The organism is Pseudonocardia sp. (assembly GCF_050250275.1).
Classification (GTDB): domain Bacteria; phylum Actinomycetota; class Actinomycetes; order Mycobacteriales; family Pseudonocardiaceae; genus Pseudonocardia.
In genome coordinates this window covers 201218-218265 of record NZ_JBFWOY010000005.1, presented here as the reverse complement: position 1 = coordinate 218265, position 17048 = coordinate 201218, and the positions used below count along the sequence as shown (strand labels likewise).

At 72.5% G+C, this 17048-nt stretch carries 15 protein-coding genes, 1 tRNA gene and 1 other RNA gene; 10 read left to right on the top strand and 7 right to left on the bottom strand.

Going from position 1 to position 17048, the window contains the following annotated elements:
• The first annotated feature begins 44 nt into the window (after positions 1-44).
• Positions 45-1112, top strand: a complete 1068-nt coding sequence (locus AB7F12_RS07580; protein ID WP_428500776.1) for a class I SAM-dependent methyltransferase — start codon at positions 45-47, stop codon at positions 1110-1112.
• A 91-nt stretch (positions 1113-1203) separates the two neighbouring features.
• Here the strand turns inward: AB7F12_RS07580 and AB7F12_RS07575 are convergent, their stop codons facing one another.
• On the bottom strand, positions 1204-1935 hold the full coding sequence (locus AB7F12_RS07575; protein ID WP_428500775.1) for a dienelactone hydrolase family protein: 732 nt from the start codon (positions 1933-1935) through the stop codon (positions 1204-1206).
• A 230-nt stretch (positions 1936-2165) separates the two neighbouring features.
• Positions 2166-2253 (bottom strand) — tRNA-Ser (locus tag AB7F12_RS07570).
• Positions 2254-2326: 73 nt separating this feature from the next.
• Between AB7F12_RS07570 and ffs the strand changes: the two genes are divergently transcribed.
• The 4 genes from ffs to AB7F12_RS07550 all read left to right on the top strand — a co-directional run bounded on the left by ffs (position 2327) and on the right by AB7F12_RS07550 (position 8540).
• An RNA gene (ffs, locus tag AB7F12_RS07565) (signal recognition particle sRNA small type) lies at positions 2327-2421 on the top strand.
• A 65-nt stretch (positions 2422-2486) separates the two neighbouring features.
• Positions 2487-4844 carry a DNA polymerase III subunit gamma and tau gene (locus tag AB7F12_RS07560; protein WP_428516304.1) on the top strand — a complete coding sequence of 786 codons (2358 nt, stop codon included), beginning with the start codon at positions 2487-2489 and terminating at the stop codon, positions 4842-4844.
• A 105-nt stretch (positions 4845-4949) separates the two neighbouring features.
• On the top strand, positions 4950-7322 hold the full coding sequence (locus AB7F12_RS07555) for a cation-translocating P-type ATPase (RefSeq protein ID WP_428501118.1): 2373 nt from the start codon (positions 4950-4952) through the stop codon (positions 7320-7322).
• A gap of 747 nt (positions 7323-8069) precedes the next feature.
• Positions 8070-8540, top strand: a complete 471-nt coding sequence (locus AB7F12_RS07550; RefSeq protein WP_428501119.1) for an endonuclease domain-containing protein — start codon at positions 8070-8072, stop codon at positions 8538-8540.
• 158 nt (positions 8541-8698) lie between these two features.
• Here AB7F12_RS07550 and AB7F12_RS07545 read toward each other — a convergent pair whose 3' ends face one another.
• Positions 8699-9682: a bile acid:sodium symporter family protein gene (locus AB7F12_RS07545; RefSeq protein ID WP_428501120.1), complete on the bottom strand. Its 984-nt coding sequence runs from the start codon at positions 9680-9682 to the stop codon at positions 8699-8701.
• A gap of 79 nt (positions 9683-9761) precedes the next feature.
• On the opposite strand from AB7F12_RS07545, the gene AB7F12_RS07540 reads away from it, so the two are divergent.
• Complete coding sequence (locus AB7F12_RS07540; RefSeq protein WP_428501121.1) at positions 9762-10610, top strand: LysR family transcriptional regulator; 849 nt, start codon at positions 9762-9764, stop codon at positions 10608-10610.
• Between the two features lie 341 nt (positions 10611-10951).
• On the opposite strand, the gene AB7F12_RS07535 is transcribed toward AB7F12_RS07540, so the two are convergent.
• On the bottom strand, positions 10952-11767 hold the full coding sequence (locus AB7F12_RS07535) for an N-acetylmuramoyl-L-alanine amidase (RefSeq protein ID WP_428501122.1): 816 nt from the start codon (positions 11765-11767) through the stop codon (positions 10952-10954).
• A 100-nt stretch (positions 11768-11867) separates the two neighbouring features.
• Between AB7F12_RS07535 and AB7F12_RS07530 the strand changes: the two genes are divergently transcribed.
• Positions 11868-12188 (top strand): YbaB/EbfC family nucleoid-associated protein, encoded by a 321-nt coding sequence (locus AB7F12_RS07530; RefSeq protein WP_428501123.1) that lies wholly within the window; start codon positions 11868-11870, stop codon positions 12186-12188.
• A 12-nt stretch (positions 12189-12200) separates the two neighbouring features.
• Entirely contained in the window at positions 12201-12818 is a 618-nt protein-coding gene (gene recR, locus AB7F12_RS07525) for a recombination mediator RecR (RefSeq protein WP_428501124.1), read from the top strand.
• A 3-nt stretch (positions 12819-12821) separates the two neighbouring features.
• Here recR and AB7F12_RS07520 read toward each other — a convergent pair whose 3' ends face one another.
• Positions 12822-13055 (bottom strand): hypothetical protein, encoded by a 234-nt coding sequence (locus AB7F12_RS07520; RefSeq protein ID WP_428501125.1) that lies wholly within the window; start codon positions 13053-13055, stop codon positions 12822-12824.
• Between the two features lie 148 nt (positions 13056-13203).
• A complete protein-coding gene (locus AB7F12_RS07515) occupies positions 13204-13392 on the bottom strand; it encodes a hypothetical protein (protein WP_428501126.1) in 189 nt (62 codons plus the stop codon).
• A 420-nt stretch (positions 13393-13812) separates the two neighbouring features.
• Between AB7F12_RS07515 and AB7F12_RS07510 the strand changes: the two genes are divergently transcribed.
• Both AB7F12_RS07510 and AB7F12_RS07505 read left to right on the top strand, forming a co-directional pair.
• Positions 13813-14709 carry a helix-turn-helix domain-containing protein gene (locus AB7F12_RS07510; RefSeq protein WP_428501127.1) on the top strand — a complete coding sequence of 299 codons (897 nt, stop codon included), beginning with the start codon at positions 13813-13815 and terminating at the stop codon, positions 14707-14709.
• Positions 14706-14891 carry a DUF397 domain-containing protein gene (locus AB7F12_RS07505; protein WP_428501128.1) on the top strand — a complete coding sequence of 62 codons (186 nt, stop codon included), beginning with the start codon at positions 14706-14708 and terminating at the stop codon, positions 14889-14891. Before AB7F12_RS07510 ends, AB7F12_RS07505 begins: the two co-directional genes overlap by 4 nt.
• A gap of 177 nt (positions 14892-15068) precedes the next feature.
• Here AB7F12_RS07505 and leuA read toward each other — a convergent pair whose 3' ends face one another.
• On the bottom strand, positions 15069-16865 hold the full coding sequence (leuA, locus tag AB7F12_RS07500) for a 2-isopropylmalate synthase (protein ID WP_428501129.1): 1797 nt from the start codon (positions 16863-16865) through the stop codon (positions 15069-15071).
• Positions 16866-17048 lie beyond the last annotated feature (183 nt).

Genomic DNA, 17048 nt, shown 5'->3' with positions numbered 1-17048 from the left:
ACGCACGTCGTCGCACCGCGCCGCACCACCCGAGAGGCCGACCCGTGCTCACCTCGCCCACCGCGCGCTCCCACCCGCTGCTGAAAGCCCTCAAGCACAAGATCTGGGACGCGGTGCACGAGCCCGACCCGCCCGCCGAGTCGGGCGTGCACATCGACCCGCTCGACGTGCCACCCGTCGACATGTCCACGCGCAGCACCTGGCACCGCGAGGCGTTCGCCGGCCCGGAGATGGCGGCGTTCCGGCGCGGCCTCACCATCGGCGACGCCGACGTCCGCACCTCGATCCTCGACGACCTCGCCACCTACTTCGACATCACGCCCGACGAGGCGCGGCGCCGGGCGCTGCACTGGGAGGAGATCAGCGTCCAGGAATGGGCCGACGCCAACGGCGACGACGGCGACGACGGCCGCGTCGAGTTCTACCGGACCCAGAACTCCTGGGCCTACGACCTCATGTGGTGGGCCTACCTGCAGTCCGAGGGCCACGCCGACCCGTCGAACGTCGTCGCCCTGCGGTTCCTGCAGCAGTGGGCGCCCGGGCGCCGCCACCTCGACTTCGGCTCCGGCGTCGGTGTCACCACCCAGGTGTTCCTCGAGACGGGCTGGACCTCGACGATGGCCGACCTGTCCTCGACGCTGCTCGACTTCGCCCGCTTCCGCCTCGAACGCCGCGGCCAGCAGGCCACCACGATCGACCTGCTCGACCAGGACCTGCCCGCGGGTGCCTACGACGCGATCACCGCCATCGACACCCTCGCCCACGTCCCCGACGTCCACCAGACGGCTCGCGCACTGCACACCGCGCTGGGTCGTGACGGCGTACTCGTCGCCAACATCGACGTCCGCTCCGCCGCCCCCGAAACCGTCTGGCACCTGCAGGACGACGAGAAACGCGCCGGCTACGACGTGCTGCGCGCCGGGTTCGTCCACATCGGTTCGATGGGGTACGAGCTGCAGGCCTACCGGAAGGTCCGCCCGGGCGGCCTCCGGTTCCGGGTGCGCACCCTCGCGCAGTGGGTCGTGATGGCCAGCCCGCTGCGGCGCGTCGCCGTGCGCGCGAGCCGGCGGGTCCTGCGCAGCCTGTGGAGCGTGCGCGAACGCCTCCGCTGACCTCGGTGGGAACGGGAGCCGACCCGGGCAGCGCAACGCCACGACAGGCGGCCGCCTGCGGATCCCGGGGCCACCGGCGACGCACGGCACCTCACACCAGGTGTCTGACGAAGAACCGGTTCGCGTCGTCCCCCTCGAACCCGGGCACACCGGTGTGCCCGCCCGTGTTGGCGTGCAACGTCTTCTCCGGCGAGCCGAGGGCGTCGAACAGGTCGAGGGCCATCTGCCGGTCGTTCCCCTCGTCGTCCCACTGGAGCAACATCAGGAGCGGGACCGTGACCCGTCGCGCGTCGGCCAGGATCGCAGTCGGCACGACGCTCCCGGCGAACAGCAGCGCCGCCGCGATGCGCGGCTCCACCAGCGCCAGGCGGACCGCGATGGAGACGATCCCGCCCGAGAACCCGACCGGGCCCCCGATCCCGGGGAGCGCGAGGAGTGCGTCGAGCGCGGCCCGCCACTCCGGCACCGCCGCCTCGACGAGGGGGAGGACGAGCCTGTCGACGACCTCGCCCGGCACCGGCTCCCCGGCCCGGAGCGCGCGCTGCAGATCGGCGCGGGCCTGCTCGACGGCCTCCGACCGCGGCCGGTCGCCGGCGCCCGGGAGCTCGATCGTCGTCGCGGCGAAACCTGCCGCGACGCAGTGCCGGGCCCGGCCCACCAGCCGCGGATACATCCGGTCCAGCCCGCCGGGGTGGCCGAGCAGGATCAGCGGCGACGGCGTGCGCGCGGGCTCGGGCGTCCACAGGACGCCGGGGATGTCGTCGAGGGTGAAGCGGCGTTCGAGGACGCCGTCATCGAGGCGCTGCTGCGATGTGAAGTCCATGGTCGTGCCTCTCGGGAGTGCGTCGGCGGCGCTCCCGGACGACCTACCGCCCGACCGTGACTCCGAAGGGGAGCACCCACGTCGAATCGTCCACGGGTCCCACCTCCTCGGTCGCTTGCACGGCGGGCGCGAGGTTAGTGGGGCCGGCGATGGGCCGCCAGCGGTTTTCGCGGCCGGAACGACGAACGCCGGGCCGCCCACGAGGGCGGCCCGGCGTCGCGGGTATCAGGTGGCGGAGGATAGGGGATTCGAACCCCTGAGGGATTGCTCCCAACACGCTTTCCAAGCGTGCGCCCTAGGCCACTAGGCGAATCCTCCGTCGACGAGCATAGCGACCAGGTTCAGCCCGCCCCGCGGCGGGACCGTCGCCGCGGGAGGGGCTACACTCGTCCACGGACTCCGCGCGGCGCGCATCCTGTGAACTCCCCCAGGGCCGGAAGGCAGCAAGGGTCAACGGGCTCTGCCGGGTGCGCGGAGTCCCCTTTTGTCCGGACGTCGCTCCGGATGCCCGGCCTCCCCGAGTGTCGGACCCGGTGGGTAGCCTCGCTGGCGTGGCGCTGGCTCTGTACCGGAAGTACCGCCCGGCCAAGTTCGCCGAGGTGGTCGGCCAGGAGCACGTCACCGAACCCCTCGGCGTGGCGCTCACGGCCGGCCGGATCAACCATGCGTACCTCTTCTCCGGGCCCCGGGGCTGCGGGAAGACGTCGTCGGCGCGGATCCTCGCGCGGTCGCTCAACTGCGAGCTCGGCCCGACACCCGACCCGTGCGGTGTCTGCCCCTCCTGCATCGGGCTGGCCCCCGAGGGCCCCGGCTCGATCGACGTCGTCGAGCTCGACGCCGCGTCCCACGGCGGTGTCGACGACGCCCGCGAGCTGCGCGACCGCGCCTTCTACGCCCCCGCCGAGTCGCGCTACCGCGTGTTCATCGTCGACGAGGCGCACATGGTCACCACGCAGGGTTTCAACGCCCTGCTCAAGATCGTCGAGGAACCGCCGGACCACCTCGTCTTCATCTTCGCGACGACGGAGCCCGAGAAGGTGCTGCCGACCATCCGGTCGCGCACCCACCACTACCCGTTCCGGCTGATCCCACCCGGCACGCTGCGCGCCCTGCTCGAACGCATCTGCGCCGACGAGGGCGTCACCGTCGCCCCTGCCGTGTACCCGCTGGTCATCCGCGCGGGCGGGGGATCGGCCCGCGACACGCTGTCGGTGCTCGACCAGCTGCTCGCGGGCGCAGGCGAGGAGGGCGTCACCTACGAGCGGGCCGTCGCCCTGCTCGGGGTCACCGACGTCGCGCTCGTCGACGACGTGGTGGACGGGCTCGCCGCGGCCGACTCGGCGGCCGTGTACGAGGCCGTCGACCGGCTCGTCGAGGCCGGACACGATCCGCGACGCTTCGCCGCCGACCTGCTGCAGCGCCTGCGCGACCTCACCCTCCTGCAGGCCGTGCCCGGCGCGGCCGGCCAGGGGCTGGTCGAGGCCTCCGACGACGAGATCGACCGCATGGTCGAGCAGTCCGGCAAACTCGGGGCGGCCACGCTGGCCCGCTACGGCGACATCGTCCACGCCGGACTCACCGAGATGCGCGGCGCGACAGCCCCCCGCCTCCTGCTCGAACTGCTCTGTGCCCGGATGCTGCTGCCCGCGGCCACGACCTCCGACGTGGCGCTGCTCGAACGTCTCGAACGACTCGAGCGCAGGGTCTCGATCGAGGGGCCGCCCGAGCCCGGAGCGTCGTCGGAGGCCGCCGCGGGCGGCGCGAGCAAACGGTTCGAGCGACCGTCACAGCGCCACCCGGCTGCTCCGGCCGGCGACGCCCCGGCCGCTGCCCCGGCTGCCGACGACACTGCGGCTGCCCCGGCCGCCGGCGAGGCCGCGGTTGCGTCGGCCGCGGCGCCGGTCGAGCCGCCCCCCGCAGAGGTCGGACGACCGGCGTCGCGGGAGCACGCCGCGCCGCCGGCGGAGGCGGCGGTGCCGGAACGACCCGCAGCCGCCGTCGAGGAGCGCCCCGAGCCGGCGGCCGCCCCCGACCGCGCGGAACCCGTCGCGCCGCAGCGCCGCGAACCGGCCGCCCCGCCGCGCGAACCGGCCGCCCCGCCGCGCGAACCGGCTGCCCCGCCGCGCGAACCCGTCGCGTCCCGGGGCAACGAGCAGGTCGAACCCGTGCGCGACGACCCCGCCGCGCCATCGCGTGGGTCCGCTGCACCCCGGCCCACGGAGACCGGGCGCGCCGAACCGGCCGCCCCGGATCGTCCGACCCGCCCGGCGGAGCCGCCTGCCGCCCAGCCCGCTGCCGCCGCCGAGCCGCGGGCCGCCGAGCCTCCCGCCGCGGCCGCGCCCGCGGCGCGGGGGCTCGACGCCGCAGCCGTCCGTCGCGTGTGGCCGGAGGTCCTCTCGGCCACCAAGCAGCGCAAGATGCGCACACACGCGCTGCTGGTCACCGCCACGGTCCGCACCGTCGCCGACGACACCCTGGTCCTCGCCGCCGGTACCGCCGCGCTGGCCAGGCTGCTGTCGGAGCAGAGCAACCTCGACATCATCGCCGACGCCCTCAACGCCGTCCTCGGCGTGCGCTGGCGGGTCCGCTGCGAGTTCGGCGACGCCGCACCGCCTGCCCAGGCGCCCGCGGCCCGGCGGGAACCGGCCGCACCGCCGACGCGTCGCGAGCACACCAGGCCGTCGACGGAACGCCCCGCCGCGCCGCGTCGCCGCTCCGCTCCCGACGACGGTATCCCGCTCCCGCCCGAGCCGCCGTCGGACGAACCTCCGCCCGACGACGAGGAGGCGATGATGGCCGAGGCGGCCGCCGACTCGGGCAACGGCCCGGTGGAGCGGCGCGACCCCGAAGAGGCGGCGATCGAGCTGCTCGCCGCGGAACTGGGTGCCAAGGCGATCGACCGCCCCTGAGCCGTGACCCTGAGGAACCCCGGGGCACGGAACGGGTGAATCGGGTGTGAATGGGGTGCTGGCACCCGGGTGATCGGGCGTCCGGCCTGCGTAGGCTCCGCCGACGTGAGCACCATCGAGTCGCCGCCCACCGACGTCACGACGGGGTTGACGGCCGCCCAGGTCGCCGAACGGATCGCCGCGGGCCGGACCAACGACGTCCCCGCCCGCGCCAGCCGCACCGTCGGCGAGATCGTGCGCGCGAACGTCTTCACGCGGTTCAACGCGATCGTCGGCGTGCTGTTCGCGATCATCCTGGTGATCGGCCCGATCCAGGACGGCCTGTTCGGCTTCGTGATCATCATCAACACGGGCATCGGCATCTTCCAGGAGCTCCGCGCCAAACGGACCCTGGAACGGCTGGCGATCGTCGGCGAGGCCCGGCCCCGGGTGCGTCGCGACGGGTCGACGGCGGAGCTCCCGCCCAGCGGTGTGGTGCTCGACGACGTCATCGAGCTCGGCCCGGGAGACAAGATCGTCGTCGACGGGGTCGTGCTGGCCGCGGACGGGCTCGAGGTGGACGAGTCCCTGCTGACCGGCGAGTCCGACCCGGTGCACAAGCAGGTCGGCGACCAGGTGCTGTCGGGCAGCTTCGTCGCCGCGGGCGGTGGCGCGCAGCAGGCAACGAAGGTCGGGCGCGAGGCCTACGCGGCGAAGCTCGCCGAGGAGGCCAGCAAGTTCACGCTGGTCAACTCGGAGCTGCGCTCCGGCATCGACAAGATCCTCAAGATCATCACCTACCTCCTGGTCCCGGCGGCGGCGCTGATCATTTGGAGCCAGTTCCGCACCGTCGGCAACGACCTGCCGGAGGCGTTGCGCGGCATGGTCGCCGCCCTCGTGCCGATGGTCCCCGAGGGCCTCGTGCTGCTCACCAGCATCGCGTTCGCGGTCGGAGTCATCCGGCTCGGCAAACGCAACTGCCTCGTCCAGGAGCTGCCCGCGATCGAGGGTCTGGCCCGCGTCGACACCGTGTGCGCGGACAAGACCGGCACCCTCACCGAGAACGGCATGCGCCTCGCCCGTGTCACCCCCCTCGGCAGCCACGACGAGCCGAGTGCCCGCGAGGCGCTCGGCGCGCTCGGCATCTCCGACAAGCGCCCCAACGCGAGCCTCGTCGCGATCGCCGAGGCCTGCCCGTCGCCCAGGTGGACCGTCTCGGCGACGCAGCCGTTCTCGTCGGCCCGCAAGTGGAGCGGCGCGAGCTTCGCCGACCGCGGCAACTGGGTCCTCGGTGCCCCCGACGTGCTCCTGCCGGCCGGCAGCCCCGACGCCGCGGAGGCCGAACGCATCGGCTCCCAGGGCCTGCGCGTCCTGCTGCTGGGCAGCAGCACAGGCCAGGTCGACGACCCAGCCGGCCCGGGCGTCATCGACCCCGTCGCCCTCGTCGTCCTCGAGCAGAAGGTGCGCCCCGAGGCCGCCGGCACACTGGCCTACTTCGCCGAGCAGGACGTCGACGTCAAGGTCATCTCCGGAGACAACGCCCTGTCCGTCGGCGCGGTCGCGTCGTCGCTCGGGCTGACCGGCGCCCACGCGCCCATCGACGCCCGCGAGCTCCCCGAGACCGACAAGGAGCTGTTGGCCGACGAGGTCACGGGCGGCACGGTGTTCGGGCGTGTCACCCCGGCGCAGAAGCGCGCCATGGTCGGAGCGCTCCAGTCCCGCGGGCGCACCGTCGCCATGACCGGCGACGGCGTCAACGACGTCCTCGCCCTCAAGGACGCCGACATCGGCGTCGCCATGGGTTCGGGCAGCCCCGCCACCCGTGCCGTCGCCCAGATCGTGCTGCTCGACGACTCCTTCGCGACACTGCCGCACGTCGTCGCCGAGGGTCGTCGCGTCATCGGCAACATCGAGCGCGTCGCCAACCTGTTCCTCACCAAGACCGTCTACTCGGTGCTGCTGGCCATCGCGATCGGCATCATCGGCGTGCCCTTCCCGTTCCTGCCGCGGCACCTGACCCTGATCGGGGCACTGACCATCGGCATCCCGGCGTTCTTCCTGGCGCTGGCGCCCAACACCGAGCGGGCCCGGACCGGTTTCGTGCGCCGGGTCCTGCGCCTCGCCGCGCCGTCGGGGATCATCGCCGCCCTCGGCACCGTCGTGACGTACCTGATCGTGCGCACCGACGTCGGCGCCACGGAGATGCAGCAGAAGACGGCCGCGGTCCTGGCGCTCTACCTGATCGCGACGGGAGTCCTCGCCGTGGTCGCGCGGCCGTTCGCGCTCTGGAAGGTCGCGTTGATCGTGGCCTCGCTCGCGGCGTTCTCCTACGCCCTGCTGGCGCCGCTGCCCTTCGGTCGTGACTTCTGGCAGCTCGACGCGGGCCACACGCCGACGATGCTGGTCGGGCTCACGGTCGCCGTCGTCGGCATCGTGCTGGTGGAGATCGCCAACCTGGTGATCAGCCGCCGCCTGGCCCGCACCACCCCGGAGCACTGACCCCGGCCGTGTCGTCAGCGTGAGTTCGCGTCGCTGACGACACGCTCGCCGGGACGGCGTCCGCGGGGCCGGCCGCGCCGGGCGCGTGCAGCCGATCGCGACCGACCGTGTGATCAGCGCGGCGAGATCGCCCTGACGACACACCCACCGATGTCGGGCCGTCTGCGCGGCGGGGCACCCGCTCCCCAGCGTGTGATCAGCGTGCCGGGTTCGCCCTGGTGACACGTTGCGGCCCTGCCGCGTGACCGGGCGTGTTCCTGGCGCCGTCGTGATGCTCCGACGACACATCGGGCGAGCGAGGGAACCGGACCGGGCCGGCCGTCGTCCAAGGGCCCATGCAGATCGGAAGTACACCGTTCCGGGGGTCGGTCGCGGTCGCCGCGGGCGCCGTGACCAAGGGCGCGTTGCGCGGGTCGCGCTTCAGGCGCCTGCTCCCTGACGTCTACCTCGGCGCCGACGTGCCGGTAGACCTTCGGGCCAGGGCGATCGCCGCGTACCTCCATGCCCATGGACGCGGGATCGTCGCGGGCTGGGCCGCTGCGGAGTTGCTCAACGCCGGCTGCGCACCGGCGGATGCCGACGCCGAGATCGTCCTGCCCGGCAGCGACCGCCGCCCACGACCAGGTCTCCGGGTCCATCGTTTCCGGCCGCATCCCGGTGAGGTGCGACGGATCGACGGCATCGAGCTGACCTCCCCCGCTGCGGACCGCCTACGACCTGGCCCGCCGCGAGCCGCTGGTCTGCGCGGTGACGGCGGTCGACGCGCTGGCCCGGGTCGGGCATTTCGCGCCGGACGCGGTGCTCGCGCTCGCCCGTCGTCATCCGGGGGTGCGCGGGACCCGGCGGCTCCCGCGGGCCGTCGCGCTGTCCGATCCGCGCGCCGAGTCGCCCGGCGAGAGCCGGATGCGACTGGCGGTCGTCCTGGCGGGCCTCCCGGCTCCGGTGTCGCAGTTCCGGGTGGGCCGCTACCGGCTGGACCTCGCCTACCCCGATCTGCGGCTGGGGATCGAGTACGACGGCGCCGACCACCGCACCGCGGGCCGGGCCAGGCGAGACCTGATGCGTGAAGCCGAGCTGGCGCGTGCGGGGTGGGAGCTGGTGCACCTCGGCGGTGACAACTCGATGGGGGAGATGGCGATCCTGGTCGGTCGTGCTCTCGCCGCGCGCGGCGTACCGGCACCGAACGTGTCACCGGAGTCGATCGCCGCGCTCTCCTGACACGTTCGGTGGGCCACCGGGCAGCGGGCGTGTCGTGTGAGCGATCCGATTGCTCCCACGACCCGCTCGCCGGGTGCTCGGATCGGGGCCGGTGCGGCGCCGACGTCGAACGTGTCGCGAGCGTCGGGCCGACGCGCTCGTGACACGCCGGTGGTCGGTCAGTGCGTGAGTGCAGGCTCGGTCGCCTCGGAGCGGCGGGACATGCGGGCCGCGATCCAGGCGCAGGTCATCAACTGGATCATGTGGAACAGCATGATCGGGAGGACGAGCAGGCCGACCTGGTCGCCCGCGAACAGCACCCCGGCCATCGGCAGGCCGGTGGCCAGGCTCTTCTTCGACCCGCAGAACATGATCGTGACGCGGTCGGGCCAGGGGAAGCGGCGCGGCCCGAACCAGGTGATCGCCAGGACGACGGCGAGCAGGACGATGCAGACGCCGGCCAGGGCCAGCAGGGAGCCGACGGACAGCCTGCCCCAGATGCCCTCGGCCACGCCCTCGCTGAAGGCGGAGTACACGACCATCAGGATCGCGCCCCGGTCGACGACCACCAGCTGCTTCTTGTGCCGGGCCACCCAGCCGCCGATCCAGCGGCGCGCGAGCTGGCCCAGGACGAACGGGACGAGGAGCTGCAGCGCGACATCGAGCACCGCGCCGCCCGAGATCCCGCCGTGCGAGGACAGCAGCAGGGTCGCGAGCAGCGGGGTGACGACGATCCCCAGCAGGTTGGACAGCGACGCCGCGCAGATCGCGGCAGGCACGTTGCCGCGAGCCAGGGAGGTGAACGCGATCGACGACTGGACCGTCGACGGCAGGCAGCACAGGAAGACGACGCCGATCGCGAGGTCACGAGGCAGCACCGACGTCGGCAGCAGCAGGACCGCGAGGCCGAGCACAGGGAACAGCACGTAGGTCGCGGCGAGGACGGTGCCGTGCAGACGCCAGTGTCGCAGCCCGTCGACCGCCTCGCGGGTGGACAGGCGCGCCCCGTAGAGGAAGAACAGCAGCCCGATCGCGACGGTCGTGGCCTGGCCGAACCCGGTCGCGACGACACCACGCGCGGGCAGCAGCGCGGCGATCCCGACGACCACGAGCAACGTGACGATGAAGAGGTCGGGCCGGATCCGGCGGACTCGCTCGAGCACGTGTCCATGGTCGGCGACTCCTGGTCATTCGGAAACATGCCCACCGTGCTCTCTGTCATTGCAGACTACGATGATCGGTGTGCTGGACCCCGTGTTGCTGCGCTCGTTCGTCGCCGTCGCGGAGACACTGAGCTTCACCCGCGCCGCCGAACGCCTCGGGATCCGGCAGGGCACCGTGAGCCAGCACGTCCGCAAACTGGAACAGTCCGTCGACAGGACGCTGTTCGCCCGTGACACCCACACCGTCGCCCTGACCGCCGACGGCGAGGCCATGGTCGAGTTCGCGACGACGATCCTCGACACCGGCGAACGAGCGTTGGCCCACTTCCGCAGCGTGCAGGTGCGGGGCCGGCTGCGGCTGGGGCTGTCGGAGGATCTCGTCGTGACCCGGTTGCCGGCGATCCTCGCCGGGTTCCGCCGGCGCCACCCCGGCGTCGACCTGGTGCTGACGGTCGGCCTGAGCGAGTCCCTCGAGCCGGCCCTCGACGCAGGCGACCTCGACCTGATCTTCGCCAAACGCTCGCCCGGCCGCACGGGCGGAACGACCGTGTGGCGCGACCGCTTCGTGTGGGTCTCGGCGCCGGGGTTCCGGCTCGACGACGGCCCGGTCCCGCTCGTCGCCTACCCGCGGCCGAGCCTGTCGCGGGCGGCGGCGATCGCCGCGCTGGAGGCGGCGGGGACGCAGTGGCGGATGGCGTGCACCAGCTCGTCGCTGTCGGGGCTGCGGGCGGCGGCGCTGGCCGGGCTGGGGGTGGTGGTGCACGCCGAGACGCTCGTGCCGGACGGGCTCGTCCGGATCTCCGGTCTTCCCGATCTCGACGCCTTCGAGTTCACCCTGCAGACCTCACGCCGGTCGGCATCGCCGGCCGCCGACGCGATGGCGCGGTCGATCCTCGACTCGGCGGCGACCCTCAGATCGGGCGTCTGACCCCGCTCGACGTGTCCTCGGAGCGCATGGACGACGCTGATCACACGTTCGGTGAAGCGGGGGCGGCGCGGGAACGGCGAGGCAAGCCCCGGCAGGCCGGGCGGGCCGGGCCGGGCCGTCGAACGTGTGACCAGAGCTGGTCGCGCGCGCTGAGGACACGGTGGACGGTTGAGACGTCGCCCGCCGTGTCACCAGAGCGCACGAGCAGCACGGATGACACGCCGGGGTTCTGCGCCGGGCCGTGCGGGCGCGGCCACGCTCACCGACCGTGCCGCCGGGGTCGGACGACCGCGCCGCGCCGGGCCGCGCCGGGCCGGGCGCGGCCGGCGCGTGACACCAGCTCAGCGGGCCAGGTACGTCTGGATGCCCGCGGCGATGGCGGTGGCGTAGCGCTCGCGGCCGTCGGCCGAGCTCAGCAGCGCCGCCTCGCCCGCGTTGCGCATGTTCGCGCACTCGACGAGGGCGGTGGGCCGGGTCGAGAGATTGAGGCCTGCGAGGTCACGGCGCGGGGACAGGCCGTCACGGCCGATGTAGTCGGAGACGGGGAATCCGCCGGTGCGCAGCGCGTCGCGCAGGTCGGCGGAGAGGACGTGGGCGGGGCCGGCCTGCGCGGGGTTGAGCGGCGGGTCCGCGTAGGCGACGTGGAAGCCGGTGTTCGCGGGCGCGGAGCCGTCGGCGTGCAGGGAGACGACGGCGTCGGCGTCGGCCTTCTCCCCGGCGGCGCCGCGGGCGTCGACACAGGGCCCGACGCCGGTGTCGCTGTCGCGCGTCATGACGACGGTGATGCCCTTCGCGGTGAGCTTGTCGCGTACCCGCTGGGCGAGGTCCCAGGTGAAGGCGTGCTCGGTGTAGCCGGAGTCGGTCTGGGTGCCGGTGGTGTTGCAGGGTTTGGTGCCGCCACGCCCGTCGGGCACCGGCGCGGTGACGGTGGCGCGGTCGCGGGAGTTGCCACCGTTGTGTCCGGGGTCGAGGACGACGACGCGCGGCGGGACCGGGACGGGCGGCGGCGGGGTGTCGTGGGTGGCGGGCGAGGGCGAGGCCAACGCCGCGGGCGAGGACACGGGGGTGGGGCTGCCGCTCACCGGCGCGGCGGTGCTGCACGCGGCGAGCACGGCCGCTGCCAGCACCAGGAGTGCACTACGGCTCGGGGCGGACACGGCCGACAGCTTCGCACGGCTACCCTGGCGTTCGGGCGCGGTCCGCAGCGGACACGCGGCGAAGCGACGGGAGAGCGCTGTGCAACCGGGTCAGCCCGACATGTCGATGATTCTGCAGCAGGCGCAGAAGATGCAGGAGCAGCTCGTCGCCGCGCAGCAGGAGCTGCAGGTGCTCGAGGTGACCGGCCAGGCGGGCAACGGCCTCGTCGAGGTGCGGATGACCGCGGCCGGCGAGGTGCGCGGCGTCAAGATCGACCCGAAGATCGTCGATGCGGACGACGTCGAGACTCTGCAGGACCTGGTCGTGGGTGCGTTCCAGGACGCGAGCGCGGCGGCGTCGCAGGCGCAGGCCGAGAAGATGGGCCCGCTCGCGGGTGGTCTCGGTGGTGCGGGCGGCGGCCTGGGCCTGCCCGGCTTCTGACGAGCGGGACACATGTTCGAGGGGCCGGTCCAGGACCTGATCGACGAGCTGGGCCGGTTGCCGGGCGTCGGGCCGAAGAGCGCCCAACGGATCGCGTTCCACCTGCTCGCGGCCGATCCGGCCGACGTGACGCGGCTGCAGGAGGTCCTGCAGCGGGTGAAGCAGGGTGTGCGGTTCTGCGACGTCTGCAACAACGTGTCGGAGAACGTGCGCTGCCGGTACTGCGCGGACGCGCGTCGCGACCCGACGATGGTGTGTGTCGTGGAGGAGCCCAAGGACGTCCTGGCGGTGGAGCGGACGCGGGAGTTCAAGGGCCGATACCACGTGCTTGGTGGTGCCTTGGATCCGTTGGGGGGCATCGGCCCCGACTCGTTGACGATCCGGGAGCTGCTGGCCCGCCTCGGTGGGACGGGTCCGGCGCCGGACGAGACCGACATCGCCGAGGTCATCATCGCGACCGACCCCAACACGGAGGGGGAGGCGACGGCGACGTATCTGGTGCGGCTGCTGCGTGACTTCCCGGGCCTGACGGTGACGCGGTTGGCGTCGGGGCTGCCGATGGGCGGCGACCTCGAGTTCGCCGACGAGCTCACCCTCGGCCGGGCGCTGTCGGGCCGCCGGGCCCTGTAGGGCTCACTCCTCGGGCGGGTTGGCGTGCAGCTCGGCGCGGCGGCGCAGGAGCCGGCAGCTCGGGCAGCCGCGGACCTCGGCGGCGTTGATGAGTTCCTGTTCCCACAGGTAGAGGCCCCAGTGTTTGCGCATCTGCTGCGCATGGCGGGCTTCGACGGTGTCGGCGGCCGACAGCCGTCCGACGATCACCGACGCGACGGTCAGTGCGGTGATGCCCAGTGCGACGAACACGTTCATCATGACCTCCTCTCGGGAGCGGACCTGGTGGTCCGCCGACGACGATCCCGATCGGGGGAGTTCCGCGTGGTGTGCTGCGGGGAGGGTGGGCCGCCGCGCGCTGCGCGGCGGCCCGTCCGGTGCCGACCCCCCGTCGGTACCGGACCGTTCAGTCGTCCTCGTCGCCCCAGGCGGTCGCCGTCGGGGTGGTGCGGCGGCGCTGCTGGCGGCGTTCCCAGGCGAGGCGGCGTTCGGAGGCGATGAAGCGCCGGTCCGCGGCGCGGGCGGCGTCGACGACCCCGACGATCACTGCGATGACGACGAGTGCGCCGAAGCCGGCGAACAGCAGGGTGATCATGGCGACCACCTGCCGCGGCGGGCGGCGCGGACCGTGCGGTCAGCCGTGCGTGCCTTGTTCTTCATGGTGACGCCCTTTCCCGTGATCTCCTGACCCGGCCGGTCGCCGGGAGGTCGGTGCTCCCGGCAGGTGCCGGGACGGGTGCGGAAGCCGGGTCGCCCGGGTTGCGGGTGCGGTTCCGTCAGGCTGGTGGGGCGCGACGCGGGAGGCGCTCCGGCAGTTCGTCATGTCGCCTCCGCTCTCCGGCACGGGTTCCGCGAGGGCGGAACCGGATCGTGCGGGCAAGCATGAGAATGCCGCATGACAGCCCCTCATGCAATTGCAATCTGATGAGATTGCACGAGGTATTCCCATGTCGTAGTCTTCCTCGGTCGCGGCCCGTCCCCACCGAGCCGGCTCCGCACTCCCAGGAAGCCTGTGATGGCCGAAGCGCATGGTCCCGCCGGTCCGAGGCGCCGCCTCGGTGCCGAGCTGAGGCGACTGCGGAACAAGTCGGGGCTGCACCTGGACGACGTCGCCCGCGAGATGTCGTGCTCGACGTCCAAGATTTCGAGGCTCGAGAACGGCAAGGGGATACCCAAGCTTCCCGACGTCCGCGAGCTGATGCGGATCTACGGCGTCACCTCGGACACCGAGCGCGACATGCTGCTGCGCCTGGTCCGTGACGGTCGCCAGCAGGGTTGGTGGGAGCCGTACACGGAGGGTGTTCAAGCGGAGCGCTTCGTGCTCGACGATCCGGGCCGCTATCCCGCGCTGGAGACCGAGGCGATAGCTGTCCGCCTGTTCACCGGGATGATCATGCCCGGCCTGCTGCAGACGGCCGACTATGCGCGCGAGATGCTCCGCGCCCTGCTCCCGCACAGGCCGCGCGGCGACATCGAGAGCCTGGTGCGGCTCCGCATGGAGCGGCAGAAGGCATTGACCCGTCAGGAGTCGCCGCTGCAGTTGTCAGCGGTGCTCGACGAGGCACTGCTCCGGCGTGTCGTGGGTGGCTCGGAACTGATGCGCGACCAGTTGCGCGCGGTGCTCGACAAGTCCGATCTGCCCACTGTGGAAGTGCGTGTCCTGCCGTTCGACGCGGGGTTCCACCGGGGGCACCTCGGCCAGTTCACGCTGCTGGAACTGCGTGAGCCCCTCGAGGACCTCGTGTTCATCGAAGGACACGGCGGGGACTCCTATCTGGACTCCGCCGACGACGTCAAACTGTACAAAGAGGTCTACGCCGACGTGGTGTCCAAAGCGTTATCACCCCCTGCGTCGGCTGCGCTGATCCGTGAGTATCTTGTGCGCTACGAATCCGGGGAGGGTGGACTGTGATCGAGTTCGTCACGAGTTCTTTCTGCAACTACGGCGACTGTGTCGAGATCGGGCGCGGCCCCGACGGCGCGATGTTCGTGCGGGACACCAAGAACCGTGACCACGGGATCCTGGAGTTCACCCGCGAGGAGTGGGACGCCTTCGTGAAGGGCGTGAAGGCCGGGGAGTTCGACCCCGCCTGACGGAACCCCGACCGTCACGCGGAGTAACCACAGACATACAGCGGCCCGGGAGGGCGGACCGATCGTCCGCCTCTCCCGGGCCGTCGGCCGTTCCGGGCGAGGTCGTCACCCGGCGCGCGGCCGTGGAGGACCACCCGCCCCGCGGATCGCGCGGGGCCGGTGGCCACGTTCAGGGGGTCAGCGCATGGCTCGGTTCACGGCCGAGACGACGGCCTTGAGCGAGGCGCTGACGATGGAGCTGTCGATCCCGACGCCCCAGAGGACCTTGTTCTCGATGGTGCACTCGACGTAGGCGGCGGCGCGGGCGTCGTCGCCGGAGGAGAGCGCGTGCTCGTGGTAGTCGAGGACGCGGACGTCGAACCCGATGCCGGCGAGCGCGTCGACGAAGGCCGCGATGGGGCCGTTGCCGCTGCCGGTGATCTCGTGGACGTCGGACTCGACGCGCACGGTGGCGACGATCTCGTCGCGGCCCTCGCCGTCGCTGGTCAGCTTGTGGCGCAGCAGCTTCAGCGGGGTGGCGCGGTCGAGGTACTCGACGTCGAAGGCGTCGCGCATCTCCTTCGGGGAGACCTCGCCGCCCTCTGTGTCGGTGTAGTTCTGGATGACCTTGGAGAACTCCATCTGCAGCCGCCGCGGCAGGTCGAGCTGGTGCTCGGCCTTCATGATGTAGGCGACGCCGCCCTTGCCGGACTGCGAGTTGACCCGGATGACGGCCTCGTAGGTGCGGCCGATGTCCTTGGGGTCGACGGGCAGGTAGGGGACCTCCCACCGGTACTCGTCGACCGGGACGCCGGCCTCGCTCGCGTCGGCTTCCATGGCCTGGAAGCCCTTGTTGATGGCGTCCTGGTGGCTGCCGGAGAAGGCGGTGTAGACGAGGTCGCCGCCCCAGGGGTGGCGCTCGGCGACGGGCAGCTGGTTGCAGTACTCGACGGTGCGGCGGATCTCGTCGATGTCGGAGAAGTCGATCTGGGGGTCGATCCCCTGGGTGAAGAGGTTCATGCCCAGGGTGACCAGGTCGACGTTGCCGGTGCGCTCGCCGTTGCCGAACAGGCAGCCCTCGATGCGGTCGGCGCCGGCTTGGTAGCCGAGCTCGGCGGCGGCGACGCCGGTGCCGCGGTCGTTGTGGGGGTGCAGCGACAGCACGATCCCGTCACGGCGGGCGAGGTTGCGGTGCATCCACTCGATCGAGTCGGCGTAGACGTTGGGGGTGGCCATCTCGACGGTCGCCGGGAGGTTGACGATCATCGGCGACTCGGGGGTGGGCTGCCAGATCTCGCTGACGGCGTTGCAGACGTCGACGGCGTACTGCAGCTCGGTGCCGGTGTAGGACTCGGGGGAGTACTCGAAGCGCCAGTCGGTGTTCGGGTACTTCTCGGAGAAGCGCAGGACGTCCTCGGCGCCGTCGGTGGCGATCTTGGAGATGCCGGCGCGGTCGGCGCGGAAGACGACGCGGCGCTGCAGGATGGACGTCGAGTTGTAGAGGTGGATGATCGCGCGGGGCGCGCCCTCGCAGGCCTCGTAGGTGCGTTCGATGAGCTCGGGCCGGGCCTGCGTCAGGACCTGGATGGTGACGTCGTCGGGGATGGCGCCGGTCTCGATGATCTCGCGGACGAAGTCGAAGTCGGTCTGGCTGGCGGCGGGGAAGCCGACCTCGATCTCCTTGTAGCCCATGCGTACGAGCAGCTCGAACATGCGGCGCTTGCGCGCGGGGCTCATGGGGTCGATGAGGGCCTGGTTGCCGTCGCGCAGGTCGACCGCGCACCACAGGGGGGCCTTGGTGATGCGGGTGTCGGGCCAGGTGCGGTCGCTCAGCGAGACCGGCTCGACCATCTCGTGGAAGGGCCGGTAGCGGTGGAACGGCAGGTGGGAGCCGCGCTGCGGGTTCCAGGGGGCCTGGTCGGCCGGCGCGGGTCTGGACGGGGTGCGGACGCGGCTCGTCGTGGACGAGGTGTACGCGTCGGGGGACATGCTCATGGTGCGGGGTGCTCCTCGGTGCCGGGCGTGGTGACCGGCAGGCACGCAGACACCCCGCGACGAGGGGCCGGTCGGTCAGACCCCGCCGCGGCGGCGAAGGAGCAGGCGCGCCATGCGTGCGACTGTAGTCCCTCGTGCGGCCCCGACGGCAAGCGCCTCCCGCATCGCGGGATCCGGGTCACG

Coding starts and splice junctions, on each gene's coding strand:
- AB7F12_RS07520 (WP_428501125.1), bottom strand. CDS start 13,055: ATGAACGTGTTCGTCGCACTGGGCATCACCGCACTGACCGTCGCGTCG.
- AB7F12_RS07575 (WP_428500775.1), bottom strand. CDS start 1,935: ATGGACTTCACATCGCAGCAGCGCCTCGATGACGGCGTCCTCGAACGC.
- leuA (WP_428501129.1), bottom strand. CDS start 16,865: ATGAGCATGTCCCCCGACGCGTACACCTCGTCCACGACGAGCCGCGTC.
- AB7F12_RS07510 (WP_428501127.1), top strand. CDS start 13,813: ATGGCCGAAGCGCATGGTCCCGCCGGTCCGAGGCGCCGCCTCGGTGCC.
- AB7F12_RS07530 (WP_428501123.1), top strand. CDS start 11,868: ATGTCGATGATTCTGCAGCAGGCGCAGAAGATGCAGGAGCAGCTCGTC.
- AB7F12_RS07515 (WP_428501126.1), bottom strand. CDS start 13,392: ATGATCACCCTGCTGTTCGCCGGCTTCGGCGCACTCGTCGTCATCGCA.
- recR (WP_428501124.1), top strand. CDS start 12,201: ATGTTCGAGGGGCCGGTCCAGGACCTGATCGACGAGCTGGGCCGGTTG.